Consider the following 15,866-nt stretch of genomic DNA (forward strand, 5'->3'; position numbering starts at 1 on the left):
GATGAGACGAATAAACAATCGTCCAAGGAAGTGTTTAGGGTTCAAGCAACCAGCCGTAATTTTTAAAAACATGTGCTTAGTTGCTTGAAGTGAAAAGTGTCGCACTTCGGACTTGAATTCAGGGGGTTAATCTTCTCCATTAAAAATATTGTCAGAGAATACTTACATGCCCTGCTCGAATCTAGGTGAGTATGCTCAGTTGTTAGCGTCTGTAGTAATAGAAGGGGTTAAAAATTGTAGAGGTAGGGCGTGATTACCAATTATAAGCTAAACTTGAGTCTAGAACAAAGAAATACTTATCACTGTGTTGGTTGAATTCGAAGTGTATAGAGTCAAAGGGAGAGTTTAAGCATCTTACTTGGCCATTACTAGTCTAATGGCATACGGTTAAAAAGATCATGAAGTTTCTTGATTGAAAAACGTCATTACTCAGAATACCTTGAAGAGCACCTTAACTATTTAATATTAAGGTGCTCTATGTGTCATACGGTGGATATGTTACATTTTTGCTGTTGAAGAGGCCTGAGATACCTCTGCATTAGTTTGTTTGGGTTTGCTTTTAATGTTCATTAGGTAGTTTCCTGATATAACAATTACAATGCCTATTAGAATATTGTTGTTAATTTCTTGTTCGCCCAGAGCAAATGAAATTATCATAGCTAATATTGGAAAAAGTAGATTTGCATATGCTGCTTTGTCTGCGCCAATTTCATCTAATAACTTCAAGTAAAAGCCAAATGCTAGAACAGATCCAAAAACAGATAGGTAGATTAGTGAGCCTATGTAAGTCCCTGAATATTCAAAGGCGAATGGGATTCCTTGAAACATGCAATAGATTGTTAGGAAGACTGCACCGTAAGCCATAGCGAGTGCATTAGCTTGAGTAATAGGAATTCCATCTTTTTGATTTCGCATTGATGTAATATTACCTAATGATGCCGATAATGTAGCAAGTATAATGATCCCCAAGCCTACTAGGCTGTCTGATCCCCAGTTGAAATCTTTAAGGTCTGACCAGAATATATAAACAAGACCAGCAATGCCAATTGTAGACCCGATAATTGATCTGAGTGTAGGCGTTTTGGATAGGAAAATTCGTCCATTAATAATGTTCATTATTACAATGCTGGAAAATACAATCGCAACAACTCCAGAAGTTAAAAAGTAACTTCCAGAGTAGAGTAATGTTAAGTTAACTCCATAGAGTAGGACTCCGAAAACCATAATAAATAGGTGTTGCTTGAGCGTATACGTAAGAGGGAGCTTTTTAACACATATGTATGCAAATAGAATTGTACTAGCGATTGCTAGTCTATATACCACAGAAATTTCTGCAGATACATGATCTAACGATAATTTTATTGGGTACCAAGTAGTGCTCCATATTACAATAGTTGAAATATAAAGAAAAATTATGGACTTAGATGACACTTTTTTTTTCATTTTAGTATTCCTTTATAGCTAGTTTTTTTATGATTTGATTTATGTTTTCAATTCCTTTTTTGATTTCATCTAAAGGTCTCGCATGAGATATTCGTATGTAACCTGGTTTATTAAAAATCTCCCCAGGTATTATTAATATTTTTTCTTCTAAAAGCTCTCTCGCAAGTGTTAGATTGCATATTTTTTTAGATATTTTAATCCAACAAAATGGAAGAAAATTATTTGTGCTTTCTATATTATAAAAGAGTCTTCAAAATTGATTATTTTTCTTTCTAACATCAAGCATGATTCTAAATGCTTTAGCTGATTATGAAAGCTTAATTCATTTTCTTCCGGCTCTGAAAAGTATCTACTGTGTAGATTTGCTAATTTTTTCTGAGTTTCTAATTCGAAAATGTTGCATTCTGGAAGAGTGGATTGATCTTTGATTGAGTTTTCCATTATTAAGTCCTTTACTTTAAAATAATTAATTCTGATGACACATTTCTCTTGCCTTAAGTTATTACCCCAAAGGCAATTAAAGACTTTGAAGCTGCCTTTATAGTCTTAGTGAGCTTTTTTGAACGGTACTCTTGCTTCCTTTAAAAAGTGTGTTTGTAATACCCTTATAATGTGAGAGTTAATATTGAGCTGTAATGCTGGTACTTATTTATGAATTAAATATAAACTTTGTATATAATATGTTGGTTCTCTATGTATTCCTATTAGCAAAAGGACGCTTTTCACCGTCATACTGACGGATAGGAAGGTGTTTTCACGAATGTAAAGTGGTTGAAATCAAATGCAGTTGGATAGATATGATCAAAAGTTAGTTTCATTGCTAGTAGAGGATGCTCGACGTCCTATTACTGATTTAAGTAAGCTGGTAAGTTTGTCTCGTTCTGCTGTGACTGAACGAATAAAACGACTTGAAGACAGAGATATAATTACAGGATATCATGCTGTTATAAATAGCGGGAATAAGGCCATTACAGCTTATGTTGAGCTGACATTTCACCCTAAATCTTGCAATATAGTTCAACCATATGTAGAAAAAATTCCAGAAGTTCAGCTCGCCCACTCAATTAGTGGTGATGTTGACTTGATATTATTGGTTGAAGTTTCAAGTATGGATCGGCTTAATGAAATTCGTAGTGCAATTGAGGAGTGGCCTAACTTAGATAGCGTGGTTACCCATATATGTCTTTCAACCAGGTTAAAACGCAAGAATCTGTAATGGTCTAATAACCCTGGAATGTCTATATCCTATAAGTAACTGTAATCTAGGAATTAAAGTATGACCGTTAAAACCTGAAAACTACCTCATCTACATATCTAAACAAAATATGAGTACGTCAGGTTGATGATCGAAGGCTATTATTCAGGCACGACTACCTAATGTTGAGAGAGTCATAACACACTATTTTAACGCCACGAGCCAACTGATTTTACCCGCCTTCAAATCGCGTTGCCAAACTCTCTGCATTGCGATCCCGTCAAAAGGTGTGTTTATTGTTTTAGTTTTTTGCTTTTTCTTTTTTTACAAGGGGGTATATTGATTTTAACATAACTACGATGTATCGCTTGAGCACGAGATAGAAACAAATGTATCTATCATTGTGTTTCTCATCATTGATGGCGTTACGATAAAAAAGGCTATCTATAATATAGATAGCCTTTAAAAGTCACTCCATTGATTTCCTATTGCGTCTTAAATGTTCCTATAAGAAGCTAATCCTTAAGAATAGCACTGGTCTTTACTTCCCCTGCTTTCCTGCAACAATTTTATCTAAGATCAAAGCACAGAAGAGGATAGCGATGCCCGCTAAAATTCCTTCACCTTCTGATGCGTATTGCAGAGCGGCAAGTACATCTTCACCCAAACCTTTTGCACCAATCAAAGAAGCCACCACTACCATCGCCAAAGACATAAGGATTGTCTGATTGACACCCGTCATAATCGTACGTGAAGCCAAGGGTAAATCCACTTTAAAGAGCAAGTAAGTGGATGTTGCACCAAATGACATAGCGGCTTCTCTGGCTGCATGAGGAACCTGTTGCAACCCTAGCACCGTTAGACGAATTACTGGTGGCGAACCAAATACTAAGGTGGCGATAATGGCGCTGGGTTTTCCTGCACCAAAGAAAGCAATAACAGGTATCAAATATACGAAAGAAGGCATAGATTGCATGAAATCCAATACTGGGCGTGCGACCATGAATACTTTAGGTTTTCGCGCACATAAGATGCCAAATGGAATGCCTAAGACTATCGAAATCATTGCAGCAGCACCAAGCAAGGAAATAGTTGTCATCGCTTTTTCCCAAAAGCCCAGCACCCCCAAATAGCCAAGAGCACAAACCGTAAAGACCGCCACTCTAGGGCCACCTGTCAACGTGCTCAGTATCGCAACCACTAAGATAACAACAGGCCAAGGAGTTCCTACGAAGATGATTTCCAATCCGTCCAGTAATGAGCGCACACCGAGTGTAATGTTGTTAAAGAAATCCCCACCAGATACTTTTGCCCAATCGAACCAGTCTTTAATTCCGTTAGCCAAAGAAGCGCTTAACTCATTGTTTGCAGGAAAACTTAATAACAAAGGAACAATATCAGGTTGTGAAAAACGTATCGAAGACAGTCCAGTCACAATAAAGAACAGCATGCTCCCCAGTATCAGACGCGCTATTGAAAAACCAGATAATACAGAATTACTCGAACGCCAACGAGTAAATTGGTTTTCCAATGTCCAGTTAGCGATTACCGCTTCGACGGCTTTAGCAGACAGAATAATCAACAAACCCAATAAGATTAAACTGGCGCTTTCACCAGATGCTTCCTGCGCTGTTACCATCGCTTTATCTAAAGCATTTTGCAACGATGCAACAGCACGTTCTAATGATTCAACTGAAGATGATCCTGCTGCACGGGCCGATTCAATTTGCTCAAGTCGTGTATTAATCATAAGCTGAATGGATTCAGCACGATCAACATGAGTACTGCCTAAGTCACCAAAGAGACCCTTAATAAGCTGTACAAAGCCATAGGTTTCAATTAATAAAAAGCATAGGAACCAAGACCATAATCCACGGGTCGCGAACCATATCGGCCCAAAAATTGCCGCGAAGGGTTGAAATGAGGCTTTAAACCCTTTCGCTTCACTTAGTTTCGAAAACTCTTTAACGTAATAGTCACCGTTTTTTTGGACAAAATTACGTGTTAGATTTTCCGTTTCATTAGGAGTAGGTGTTTTTTCTGACATGCTATTTTACCTCTTCTTTACGGTTACCTTGAATGGCAAGCATCAGGTCTATAGTATCGATAACACCTACATCTTTGCCGTCACGCTCAACGACTAACGGCCCTTGATGCTCTACTGAGCAATCGATCAAACCATTCAAATCGACATCATAAGAAACGCGTTTTGTCCCTTCAGGAATTGGGCCTAATTTGGCGACACGCTTATCAATCGGTTGCATAATGGAATGCGCATACACAAGGTTAAGTTTGGAAATGCCTGCCACGAAATCTGCCACGTATTCATCTGCAGGGTGCATCACGATATCTTCTGGTGTACCAATTTGAACGATCTGGCCGTCTTTCATAATGGCAATTCGATTACCAATACGGATTGCTTCATCCAAATCATGGGTAATAAAAATAGTGGTTTTCTTTAGTTTTTCAGATAGCGCCATAAACTGCTCTTGTAACTGACGCCGAATTAAGGGATCTAAAGCAGAAAACGGCTCATCCATTAAGAGAATATCTGGATCAGATACTAAAGCACGGGCTAAGCCGACACGTTGCTGCATACCACCAGATAGTTCATGTCCATATTTATGCTCCCATCCGGTCAGTTCAACTAAAGACAAAGCTTCATCTGCTTTTGACCAACGGTCTTTCTTGGAGGAACCGCGAATTTCTAAGGGCATTGCAACATTATCGCGAACAGTTCGGTGAGGCATTAGACCAAAGTTTTGAAAAACCATGGCGATTCTGCGGTTACGCATTTCACGTAACGCGTCATCACTCAATTTTGTTACATCGTCTCCGCCTACAATTATCTCGCCTGCAGTTGGTTCTAATAGGCGGTTGATATGTCTAACGAGCGTTGATTTTCCTGATCCAGAAAGCCCCATGATACAAAAGATCTCGCCTTCTTCGACCTCAAAAGTAGCGTCAGCTACGCCGACAACACATTCATACTCTGATAATACTTCGGCTTTTGTTAGGCCGAATTTTTGGATGGCTTGAAATGCTTCATCGCTTTTCTCTCCAAATATCTTCCAGACATTTTTTACGGCGATCGCAGGGGGTGTGTTAGTTTCGTTCAAAATATCCCTCCTAAGCTGTTTACAAGCTATGTCGTGTTAACCACGACATAGCTGAAACAATCTATTGTTTAATTTGATGTGGATTATTCAATGCCTAACCACTTATCAACGGTTTTGCTGTTTTCACTGATCCAAGAACGGACAACGTCTTCAGCATTTTTGCCTTCGATAATGACTTGATAAGTCCAATTAGATACATCAGCAGAATCTAAGTTGATATTTGAAAGGAACTTCGCAACATCCGGAGTGCGTGTTTCAAGTGTATTGGAATAGGCAATACGCACGTTTTTAATTGGATCACCTGTCATAATGCTCGATTGTTCATACCAGTCCGTCTTATTTTTCGGTTGGTACATAGTGTATTGAGTTGGATCGTATTCAGGTTCTTCCAATAAAACTGTGTCGTAAAGGGCGTGTACGTAATGAGGTACATAGCAATAGAAGGCAACACCTTTCTCTTTTTTGTACAGCGTTTCTAAGCGATTGTAGAAAATCGCTTCGTCTTCTGTACTCACAGTATGGAAGAACTCAATGCCGTAATCGCGTGCTTTAACTTTATTGATGTTTGTAGAGGACCAACCCGCACCACCTACCCAAATTTCCCCCATGCCATCGCCATCGGAATCAAATAATTCTTGGGCTTCAGGTGTGGCCATATCGTATACGGTTTTAATGCCATATTTTTCTGACATATATTGAGGTATACAAAATCCAGTACGGCCTTCATAGAAGCCATTTGATAAAGACACAGAGTTTTTACCATTAACATACTCATCAACAAGGGCTTGTTGGTTTGGTAACCAAACATCAGGGTGTACATCAATGTCGCCTCGACCACCGTCCATTGCGGCAAATACAACAGAGTTAGTACTTGGCACCATATCTGCTTCACCGCCAAGCTTTTCTTCAACAATTACTTTTATCAAGTTGCCTATTATTTTCGCACCAGGCCAAGACAGTTCAGCGATCATAACTTTATCAGCAGCGTGAATAGAACCTACGGATGCCGAGCCAATAGAAACTGCCAGCATAACCTTTGTTAGTAATGACTTTCTCATTTTTCTTTCTCCAGACTTTTGATTTGTAAGTAAAATTAAGCTCTTGCACGTTCTCGTTTCGGATCAACAAAAGGAAAAGAGCAAACTGTGGCGGCTTGACGTTTCATATAACCATCTAAACAACCGACCTCTAAAGAGACCCCTTCTGGGCTGTACTCCGTAGAAACCCTTGCTAGGGCAATAACTTGTTCTAACTCAGGTGAACGAACTGCACTGGTCACAGTGCCTATTTGATTGCGACCAAAGAATATGGGTGCGCCATGGTGAGGAACTTCACTACCCGCTACCTTTAAACCAACCAATTTGAATTTAGGGGAAGCGGAATGACGTTCCAATGCAGCACGACCAACAAAGTGTGTCTTTTTCATATCAACCGCAAAGCCTAAGCCTGCTTCAAATGCATCAATCGTTGGTGGAAATTCATTGGATGAGATCATGAGTCCTGCTTCAACACGCTTAATTTCAAGCGCAGCATTGCCCATAGGCGTGATACCGAGTGACTCGCCTTCTTTCATTAAAGCGTCCCAAATGGGTAAAGCAGACTCTTTATCACAGAAAATTTCATAACCTAACTCACCCGTGAATCCTGACCTTGTTAACATAAATACAGGGCCATTGCGGTCATATAAACGACCTATAGTGAAGCCAAACCATTTCACATTTTCTAATAAAGGTTGAGTAGGTTGAACAAACAATAACTTAGATAAAAGCTCTCTACTTTTCGGCCCTTGAATTGCTAAATTGGGCATCGCAGACCAAAGAGATTTAATCCACACTTTCAAACCATGCTCTTCGGCTAAGCTTTTTAGCTGGCGACCACTTTCTTCTGAGCCGCAGCACCAACGGTATAAATGTGGGCCGACATAAAACAGTGTGCCATCATCAATAACGCTGCCTGTTTCACTGCATATTAAGCAGTAAAATCCACGATTCACCGATAATTTACTAATATCACGCGTCATAGCTAACTGCAATAAGGCTTCGGCATCCGGACCGATAATGTCGTATTTACGCAAAGCGGACATGTCTTGAATGGTGACACTTTGACTACAAGCCCAATACTCTTCAATAGCATTTGTTGATTCATAATGAGTAGGTAACCAAAGGTCTCGTGCTACGGAAAATGATTGAGTTAAGGCACTGGTGCGAGGATGGAAAGCACTTTCAACAGTCATATTGTATTCACTCTCTGTAAAGGGGCGATGAGCGATCGCTCTTGGGATATTGCTCTCTTCTGTGTAAATTCGAACTTTTATATCTGTTGGATTCCAACCATTAATTGGGTCTATATCATCTGGGCAGGCTGTACTTACACAAACTAAATCTTGTAAGGCTTGCATGACTACATAATCACCAGGGCGAGACCATGCTTCGTCACTAGAAAGATGATTGCTATGCATATCCACAGTGGAATTGAAAAAGAAATTAATAGCAGGCCACGCTTCACGTGGCTCAATGGAATACGCTGCGTACGCATTAGAAATGTTATCAGAGCAATTTAAGTGACCGGGAAATCCTCGCTCTTCATACCCTCTCGCGGTACAAGCTAGACCAAAGGTATCATGTCGACCGACGGTGTCTTGTACAACGGCCAATAATGGTTGCATATCTTGATCAAAAAATTTATCACACAAACCAGGCGCTGGATATGAACGGCTAACCATAGTGCGAGTTACAGTCGAGTCAATATAGCGTTCTTTTCCTGCTTTTAACGCATCATGAGAGACAGCCATAAAGTCCGAACACTGGCGACCTTCAATGTCAATGACTTGAATATACTCACCCGCTTTTACTTCATAAGATTGACCTGTACCGCTGTTTATATGAATTTCTTTTCGGATATCACCTAAAGCCTTTGGTAAGTTGGGTTCTGTTTTATCTTTAAAATTATGTTCAATAAAAACCGTTCCACCGCCACCTTGCTCAATTGAATTATTTTGTATTGGTAGTGCAAGATATAAAACGATATTCCCGTCACTGCGAATAACATAAGACTCGCCAGCTGGTGCAGTAGGGTCAAAAATAGATCGGCAGGTAATGCTCTCAGGAGAGATACCTTGTGAGCTTAAATAATGCAGGTAACTGGATGAATCGAATGTCTGTGTATCAAACTCTATTGCAGGGAGTCCCTTTATAGAAAGCTGCTCATAAGCATCCGTTTTCTCGTTACTTATGGCGAACAAAAGAACAGTAGCACCCCCATCTGCATTAGTTAACTTAACTAAGTCACCACTCGATAAGACTAAAGAGCAGACCTCTCGACAGTGCAATTCTCTAAATTGCACATCATTAGAAAAATGAAAACCAGGGTAATAAACCTCTTTTTGATTTTCACTTTTTTCTTTGGCTTTAAATATATAAGTCATTCCTACTTATCCTATAAAAATGATAAAAGCACTGTTTTCGAGCGTAAATATAAAGCTCGCACCAAAAGATATGCGCATATAAAATAAAATGAACAATAAATATGCTTATATATGAAAATATAAATAGTTATTTCATTTTTAGCAAATATAATGCCAAGAAATGGAGGGGGAATGAGTTTGACTGCCATCAGGGAAGCTGCCATTTAGTGGTAAAAGTGCAATGTTGAATCGCAATAAGAGAATAAATATATTGTGCTATTAACGACTAAAATATTAATTAAATCAAATGTTTAATATGATAAATAAAAAATGCTTTTAGGCGATTAGCCTTATTATTAGTGTTAAAGGCATAAATGTAGCAGGTAGTCTAAATACATATTTTAAAATGAAATTGATGTTGTATTTTTTTCTGTGCATAGGGTGCATATTTAAAAAAGTCTTTCTATTTGGGGTGGATCAGAAGTGAACGGTGAAGGCGTAAGTATTATAATCTAAGATCCAGGGAGTCCGAGATTAAGTCACTTCTTCTCAGTCTTATCACAAAAAGCATCAAATAAGGTGTCACTTCCACGTAATGTAGGTTATAGGTACCCTTCGAGATGAACTTAATGAAGACGTGGTTGCAAACAGTGATAAGACAGGACTGTCCATTGAAAGAGAGACGTTTTTGTTGAAGGCGATTGCCGAAGAGTTGGTAGCACGTTAATACATGGCGTCGCACATAATTTGATTTTGAGCCTAGAAAGCAAATGCTTTTATGTCTTTCAGGCTAAGCAGTCTTTAATCTCGAAACCATTCAGCTAATCTACGGGAGACAATTCTTGAGGCGGACGATGACGTCTCTGATTCACGAATTAATGCTGACCAATCAAGATCAAGTTTTTCTTTTCCTACACTGACTGCGGTGACCGTGCCATGTTTAATCGCCGATTGAACCGCCCATCGAGACAGAATGCTGATGCCAAAGCCTGCGGCGATCAGTTCGACGATTGCATCGGTTACTTCAACCACAGTGACCAGATGCGGTACAACGCCGGAAGGGCGAATAAATCGTTCGTATTCAAACCCCGGCTGGGTTGATTTACTGTAGGTTAGATAATCTTCACCAGTTAAATCTTCTGCTTTAATAAAGGGCTTGGTTGCCAGTTTATGGTGAGGATGGGTTATTAACACAAGCTCGTCTTGAAAAATGGGAATGGCATCGATGCCTGGTATTGCTAAATGCCCAGGAGCTAATACAACATCAACATCGCTTTGTTGAAGGTTTTTTAGTGGATTTTGCGTCGTCGATGCGACCAATTCCAACTTGATATGAGGCTCTGTTTTAGCCATATCGTGTAGGAACGACGGTAACCAGTGGTAGTAGCTGTAGGCTGCGATGCCAAATCGGACAACGGTGGTTTCATTGGCAGCCATCTGTTGAAAGTCAGACTCCGCTCTCTGTAATGCAGGTATAATCTGATTGGCAGTTTGTGTCATGGCGCGTCCCGCTGCGGTTTGCCTGAGACGGCGACCCTCTCTTTCAAATAATAATCCTCCCAAACGTCTTTCTGCTTCGGCGAGTCGATGACTGAGTGCCGACTGAGTTATGCCAAGCATGTAAGCAGCTTGGTGTAAGGTTCCAGTTTTATCGATCGCATTGAGCATCTGCCAATGTTTGATGTCCAGCCTCATGAATGAGCCTCCTGTTATTACATTTTCTGTTATTTGAATTAACAAACAGCTAGAAGAGAGTGTTTTTAGATGCACAGTATTAATCAGTAAAGCGGATTATTCATTATTTATTTAATCAGTGACGCGTTATCGTTTGGTTTCAAATTCAACGAAACCAATAGAATGAGATTGACGTGAGCAGTAAATCAGCAATAGATGGTCAGTACTTGGTGTTAATGGCAGCTTGTTTTTATGGGTTAAATCCTTTTTTTGCACAGATGTTATTTAAAGACGGTTTAGGTGCGGAAATGGTCAGCCTGTATCGGTTTATTGTGCCTGCGTTGTTTTTTGTTTTTTTCTTGAGAACTCCAAGAGCGAGTATGACGGAAGCGGGCCGATGTTTGTTGTTGGGAGTGGCGAGTGGTATTTCCATTTTTGCTTATTTTTATGCCTTAGAAACCATCTCTGCTGCGACCGCTATTTTGATTTATTACAGTTATCCTTTTTTTAGTGTATTGATTGGTTGGATGGTGTTTAAGCGTACGCCTTCTCAAAATACCTTGATTTCAGCTGGGCTTGTGGCGATTGCCGCGTCATTAACGATACGTCCTCAAGGGTTGCAAGAGGGAACATTATTAGCGGTCGCCGCTTGTTTCTTGGCGCCTTTGGCGGTAGCGATTCAGGTACAGTATTTGTCTAATCCCAGACGAAAAATTCCGACAAGCAACAGAATGGCTTGGATAACCATAGGTCATGTATTGGTGTTACTTCCCATTGCTATGTGGGTGTCACCTGCGCAGGTACTACCCGTTTCAACAAGCGGTGTTTTGTCTGTATTAGGCATTGCCTTACTGGCTGCTGCCATCCCTCAAATATTGTTTATGGTGGGAGCGCCCAGATCCTGCGTGGATAAAAATGCATTAATAGGATCGTTAGAGTTGGTTGTTGCGTTGTTAACTGGGGCGATTTTTCTAGGTGATTACTTAGATCGGTTGGAAGTGACCGCCATGGTGCTAATCGTATTGGCTTTGTTTATTAAGCAAGTGAAAAGCGAGTCAATAGATGAGACTGTTTTGGAGCATCGTTCTCAATAAAAATTGCCGTGTGATCTAGATGTTATGTATTTGATCTTGAATTAAATGAATCTGTCTCTGTTTTGTTATTTATTGTCAGAGACGGTACATCAAATTGAGAAAGCAAATATCAATATCACACCCAGGGACACATAAAGTGCTCGCTTTGTTAATGTAAAGGGAGCAATTAATGCCATAGAAATACAATAGAGGGCTAGGGCTATTATCAGTGCACTGATGATGGCTAAAAGTGGTGTTGATTCCAAATTAATAAGCGAAGGGTTGGCTATCATAGCGAGAGGAATTAAATACAAACCAACACCAAGCATCATGGCAACACCAGCTACTTTGAGCCAGTTCTCCTTCACCATACCCGCAGCAATAAACACACTCCCGCACACAGGTGGAGTGATCGTTGACAACAAAGCAAACCAAAATACAAACAAATGTGCCTGCAGTGGTGATAAACCTAATTGAGCTAATGCAGGCCCTGCGACTGAAATACAGATTACATAGGCTGCAGTCGTTGGCACCTCCATCCCAAGAATTAAGCAAGCGATAGCCGTTAATAAAATAGCAGGCCACAGCATTCCAGAAGATCCTGAAATAATGAGCGATGTGATTTTTACACCTAAGCCTGTAATTGACAGTACTCCAATGACGATTGATGCGCACAATATGATGGCGGCTATCATAGAAATTTGTTTGCCAGCATTAATGCCAACGTCTTCTATGCGGCTAAGCCATTGCTTTTTAGGAGATAAACCTTGAGTATTAAAAAATAATAAAATGGCCGCACTAAAAATAGCAATGCTTGCTGAAAATTGTGGTGTATAAGCGGGTCCAAACATTCCCCACAGTAATAACAAAAACGGAATCATAAAAAAACTACAAGTAATCAACAGTTGGCGTCGACTTGGTTGTTGATCTTTACTGATGGCTTTTAAGTCATAACGAAGCGCGAATGCGTCTAGACCAACCCAGACAGCCCAGAAATATAAAATGGCGGGTAAAATAGCCGCCATCATAATGCTTTGGTAAGGAATACCAGTAAGCTCAACCATCACGAATGCACCAGCGCCCATTAACGGAGGCATAATCTGTCCACCGGAGGAGGCGACGGCTTCTGTCGCACCCGCGAGTGATTTAGGGTAACCAAGCTTTGTCATTGCAGGCAGTGTAATTGCACCTGTAGACGCCACATTTGCTGATGCCGATCCTGAAATTGACCCAAAAAGAGCAGAAGAAATAACGGACACCTTGGCTGCGCCTCCTCTTAGTCTGCCAGCGGCAGTGACGGCCAAATTCATAAAACCTTGTCCGGCTTCTCCAGCATTCAGAACAGCGCCAAAAATAACAAAAATAGCCACAATGCTAACGGAAACGCCTGTGAGTTTTCCCCAAATGCCACCTTCTGCAATGGTTAACGTCCCTAAAAAACTGCCTAGTGGAGTACCTGGATGTCCGAACTCTCCTGGAATATGTTGACCAAATATGCCATATAAGAGCGCAATGGCCGCGACGAGAGGTAATGGCCAGCCGATACAGCGTCGAGCCATTTCTAATACACTGAGCAGTAATATTGCGGCAATCCACAGCTGGTAATGTTCGCTAATATATCCGTATTGGTCTGTTAAGACATCGGCATTAATGGCAACCCACAAGGTGGCCATTAAACCGAGTAAGGTAAATATGTAGCCTGTGTAACGTTCAAAGGGAGTATGGCTTAAGAAGATAAAAGCCCAAGGCAAAGCAAGAGCCATATGCAGTGGGCGGCTGACTAAGTTGGGTACTAACCCTGAAAAAATAAGGGTTAAATGGAAAATAATACTAACAAAGCCAAAACCGGCCCAAAAATATTTACGAGGCATAGAGCATGGCCTGTTTGATAAAGTCTATATAAAACGAGATTCATGATGAGTTAAACCCATAAGCAGAACCAGAATGTTAATTATGGCCGTCTTATGCTTCTGAAATATAAAACCCCTATATTTGTCGTCTGAATCTCATACGTATGTTAAAAAGTAGTTTTTTATTGATGCACTGCACTGAGTGTTATTCCCATTTCTTTATAATATTTAGCTGCACCAGGATGGATTTTGCCATTAATATTACTCAGCATATCGGTTGATACGCCACCCCACCAAGGAGAGGTATCTGACATTCTTTGCTTTTGGCTCCAATAGGCTTTGGTTAATGTATAAGCGGTAGCGTCATCCATCGCTGTGCTTGAATAAGCAATAACAGGTAATGATGTTGTTGTTATGTCCGAATTTTGCCCTGCATAGGTACCTGCTGGAATGACTAATTTAGTACGTTTTGATTGTACGATTTGCTCATCACTTAATGATAGAACTTTTACACCAGTACCTGCTGCAGCTTCAATAACATTGGGTGCAGGAAAAGACCCAGCAGTAACAAAGCCATCGATTTGACCATTTTTTAAGGCTGGTACGGCATTTGATAATTCAACTTGCGCTAGGTCGATTTTATTCTCTAACCCAAATAACGTGATGTATTTAGCGCCTTCACGTGCACCGAAAGAGCCTTTCCCTAGCAGTATTTTTTTGCCTTCCATTTGAGCAAAACTATTGATTCCGCTTTTATTAGAGACAACAAAATGCATGGCTAAAGATGGGATTGGGAAGAGTGCTCGAATGTCATTAAATTTGGGGTTGGCTCTGTTTTTAAACATGGCTTTACCGCTTTGTGCTAATGCGACCAGTGCTGGTGGTGTGGTAAACACATAATTAGCGCCTCGAACAGCGGATTCCATGACATTTTGTACCGACCCTTGGCTTTCTTCAACAGTGATAATAAGGTTGCTGTTAGTGTCTTCTTTTACGGCTTGTGAAATCTCTACGGCCATTTGGTAATAAGATGAACTTGTTTTAGCGGATTTATAGGTGATTTGAGTTTGCGCTAAGCTCAATTGAGAGACAGCTAAACCGACAGCCGTACTGATTAATGCATGATGAAGTTTCATGTAAGCTCTTCCTTTTATTATATTATTTTTTATAAATTATGCCGATATAATGCATTACTAATGCACGTTGAATCAATAAATTATCACAGCGTATTGACGTAATTCGAATAGGCACGCTTATGATCAATATATCACTGTGTGCTAATCAATATGAACTCCAAGCAGAGTTGTTTTGTTGTCGTGATCTTTATGCTTACTGTATACGGTCTTTTGTGCTTGGTTTTATGTTTTCTTAGCATGTAATCAGCATACTTGCTTTCGGTATACTCCATTAGGACAGACCCGCCATGCCTTTACTATTCGAAAAAGTTGATAGCCAAGGTTCCCTTTTAGGGGAGATTTCCTTGCGCCGACGTCTTCCTGCGTTTGGAGATAGAGGCATTTATAAAGTGAAACTGGGCGAAGAGTTTTTAATGTCGAGTATGTTTGTTGAGGCGGAAGAAGCGCTATCGACGCTTGGGTTAGCCGCTGTAGAAGGTGATAATTTAAGTGTCGTTGTTGGTGGTTGATGCGTTAGACACTGTTATTGGCTGGCACAAAGATGAACGGGTTCGTTTAGGCAAAGTGCTCAACGCCGATGATCGTAATCGTTATGTGCTTGGTAGTTTCTTTGATTTGGCAATAGAGCCGAGTACCGGTTTTGATCAACGTCATCACGGTAAGAAATTTGATGCTATTCTGTTAGACATTGACCATTCGCCGACGGAGTATTTAAATGTAGCTAACGCCAGTTTTTATACCATTGAAAACTTAGCGCGTATGGTTGAGCAACTTAGACCCAATGGCGTGTTTGCTATGTGGTCACTTAAAAATCAAATTCAAGAATGAGGCGATTCGGATATAATAAAGGGGACAAAAGCCACTTCGAAAAATTTACATAAACCTGATTCAACGAAGTGGGTATTTTTTAAAAGAAACAGTTTATGGTTGTGTCTTTCGATTTCGTCCATATGATTGCTATACGCACTTTTAT

13 protein-coding genes are annotated in these 15,866 nt (G+C 40.2%); 4 read left to right on the forward strand and 9 right to left on the reverse strand.

The window, feature by feature from the left end; all coding sequences use genetic code 11:
- Positions 1-498: 498 nt before the first annotated feature.
- Together ACMUMJ_RS02995 and ACMUMJ_RS03000 are read right to left on the reverse strand one after the other, a co-directional pair.
- Entirely contained in the window at positions 499-1,443 is a 945-nt protein-coding gene (locus ACMUMJ_RS02995; RefSeq protein WP_414677316.1) for a DMT family transporter, read from the reverse strand.
- Between the two features lie 231 nt (positions 1,444-1,674).
- On the reverse strand, positions 1,675-1,884 hold the full coding sequence (locus tag ACMUMJ_RS03000; RefSeq protein ID WP_414677317.1) for a hypothetical protein: 210 nt from the start codon (positions 1,882-1,884) through the stop codon (positions 1,675-1,677).
- A 340-nt stretch (positions 1,885-2,224) separates the two neighbouring features.
- Here ACMUMJ_RS03000 and ACMUMJ_RS03005 point away from each other — a divergent pair, with 340 nt between their 5' ends.
- A complete protein-coding gene (locus ACMUMJ_RS03005; protein WP_414677318.1) occupies positions 2,225-2,659 on the forward strand; it encodes an Lrp/AsnC family transcriptional regulator in 435 nt (144 codons plus the stop codon).
- A 520-nt stretch (positions 2,660-3,179) separates the two neighbouring features.
- Here ACMUMJ_RS03005 and ACMUMJ_RS03010 read toward each other — a convergent pair.
- The 5 genes from ACMUMJ_RS03010 to ACMUMJ_RS03030 all read right to left on the reverse strand — a co-directional run bounded on the left by ACMUMJ_RS03010 (position 3,180) and on the right by ACMUMJ_RS03030 (position 10,855).
- On the reverse strand, positions 3,180-4,685 hold the full coding sequence (locus ACMUMJ_RS03010) for an ABC transporter permease (protein WP_414677319.1): 1,506 nt from the start codon (positions 4,683-4,685) through the stop codon (positions 3,180-3,182).
- Position 4,686: 1 nt separating this feature from the next.
- A complete protein-coding gene (locus ACMUMJ_RS03015) occupies positions 4,687-5,757 on the reverse strand; it encodes a quaternary amine ABC transporter ATP-binding protein (protein ID WP_414677320.1) in 1,071 nt (356 codons plus the stop codon).
- 83 nt (positions 5,758-5,840) lie between these two features.
- The gene (locus ACMUMJ_RS03020) at positions 5,841-6,815 is read right to left on the reverse strand and encodes an ABC transporter substrate-binding protein (RefSeq protein WP_414677321.1); all 975 of its coding nucleotides are present in this window, start codon (positions 6,813-6,815) and stop codon (positions 5,841-5,843) included.
- A gap of 35 nt (positions 6,816-6,850) precedes the next feature.
- Positions 6,851-9,181, reverse strand: coding sequence for a DUF1989 domain-containing protein (locus ACMUMJ_RS03025; RefSeq protein ID WP_414677322.1), 2,331 nt, complete (start codon positions 9,179-9,181; stop codon positions 6,851-6,853).
- A 780-nt stretch (positions 9,182-9,961) separates the two neighbouring features.
- The gene (locus ACMUMJ_RS03030; RefSeq protein WP_414677323.1) at positions 9,962-10,855 is read right to left on the reverse strand and encodes a LysR family transcriptional regulator; all 894 of its coding nucleotides are present in this window, start codon (positions 10,853-10,855) and stop codon (positions 9,962-9,964) included.
- A 173-nt stretch (positions 10,856-11,028) separates the two neighbouring features.
- Between ACMUMJ_RS03030 and ACMUMJ_RS03035 the strand changes: the two genes are divergently transcribed.
- On the forward strand, positions 11,029-11,928 hold the full coding sequence (locus ACMUMJ_RS03035; protein WP_414677324.1) for a DMT family transporter: 900 nt from the start codon (positions 11,029-11,031) through the stop codon (positions 11,926-11,928).
- 89 nt (positions 11,929-12,017) lie between these two features.
- On the opposite strand, the gene ACMUMJ_RS03040 is transcribed toward ACMUMJ_RS03035, so the two are convergent.
- Positions 12,018-13,778, reverse strand: a complete 1,761-nt coding sequence (locus ACMUMJ_RS03040) for a TRAP transporter permease (RefSeq protein ID WP_414677325.1) — start codon at positions 13,776-13,778, stop codon at positions 12,018-12,020.
- Positions 13,779-13,939: 161 nt separating this feature from the next.
- Positions 13,940-14,893 (reverse strand): TAXI family TRAP transporter solute-binding subunit, encoded by a 954-nt coding sequence (locus tag ACMUMJ_RS03045; protein WP_414677326.1) that lies wholly within the window; start codon positions 14,891-14,893, stop codon positions 13,940-13,942.
- A 287-nt stretch (positions 14,894-15,180) separates the two neighbouring features.
- Between ACMUMJ_RS03045 and ACMUMJ_RS03050 the strand changes: the two genes are divergently transcribed.
- Together ACMUMJ_RS03050 and ACMUMJ_RS03055 are read left to right on the forward strand one after the other, a co-directional pair.
- Positions 15,181-15,402, forward strand: coding sequence for a hypothetical protein (locus ACMUMJ_RS03050; protein ID WP_414677327.1), 222 nt, complete (start codon positions 15,181-15,183; stop codon positions 15,400-15,402).
- A complete protein-coding gene (locus tag ACMUMJ_RS03055) occupies positions 15,383-15,721 on the forward strand; it encodes a hypothetical protein (protein ID WP_414677328.1) in 339 nt (112 codons plus the stop codon). Before ACMUMJ_RS03050 ends, ACMUMJ_RS03055 begins: the two co-directional genes overlap by 20 nt.
- Positions 15,722-15,866: the final 145 nt, after the last annotated feature.

The sequence above is a fragment of the Marinomonas phycocola genome (assembly GCF_047525455.1).
In the GTDB taxonomy this organism is placed as follows: Bacteria; Pseudomonadota; Gammaproteobacteria; order Pseudomonadales; family Marinomonadaceae; genus Marinomonas.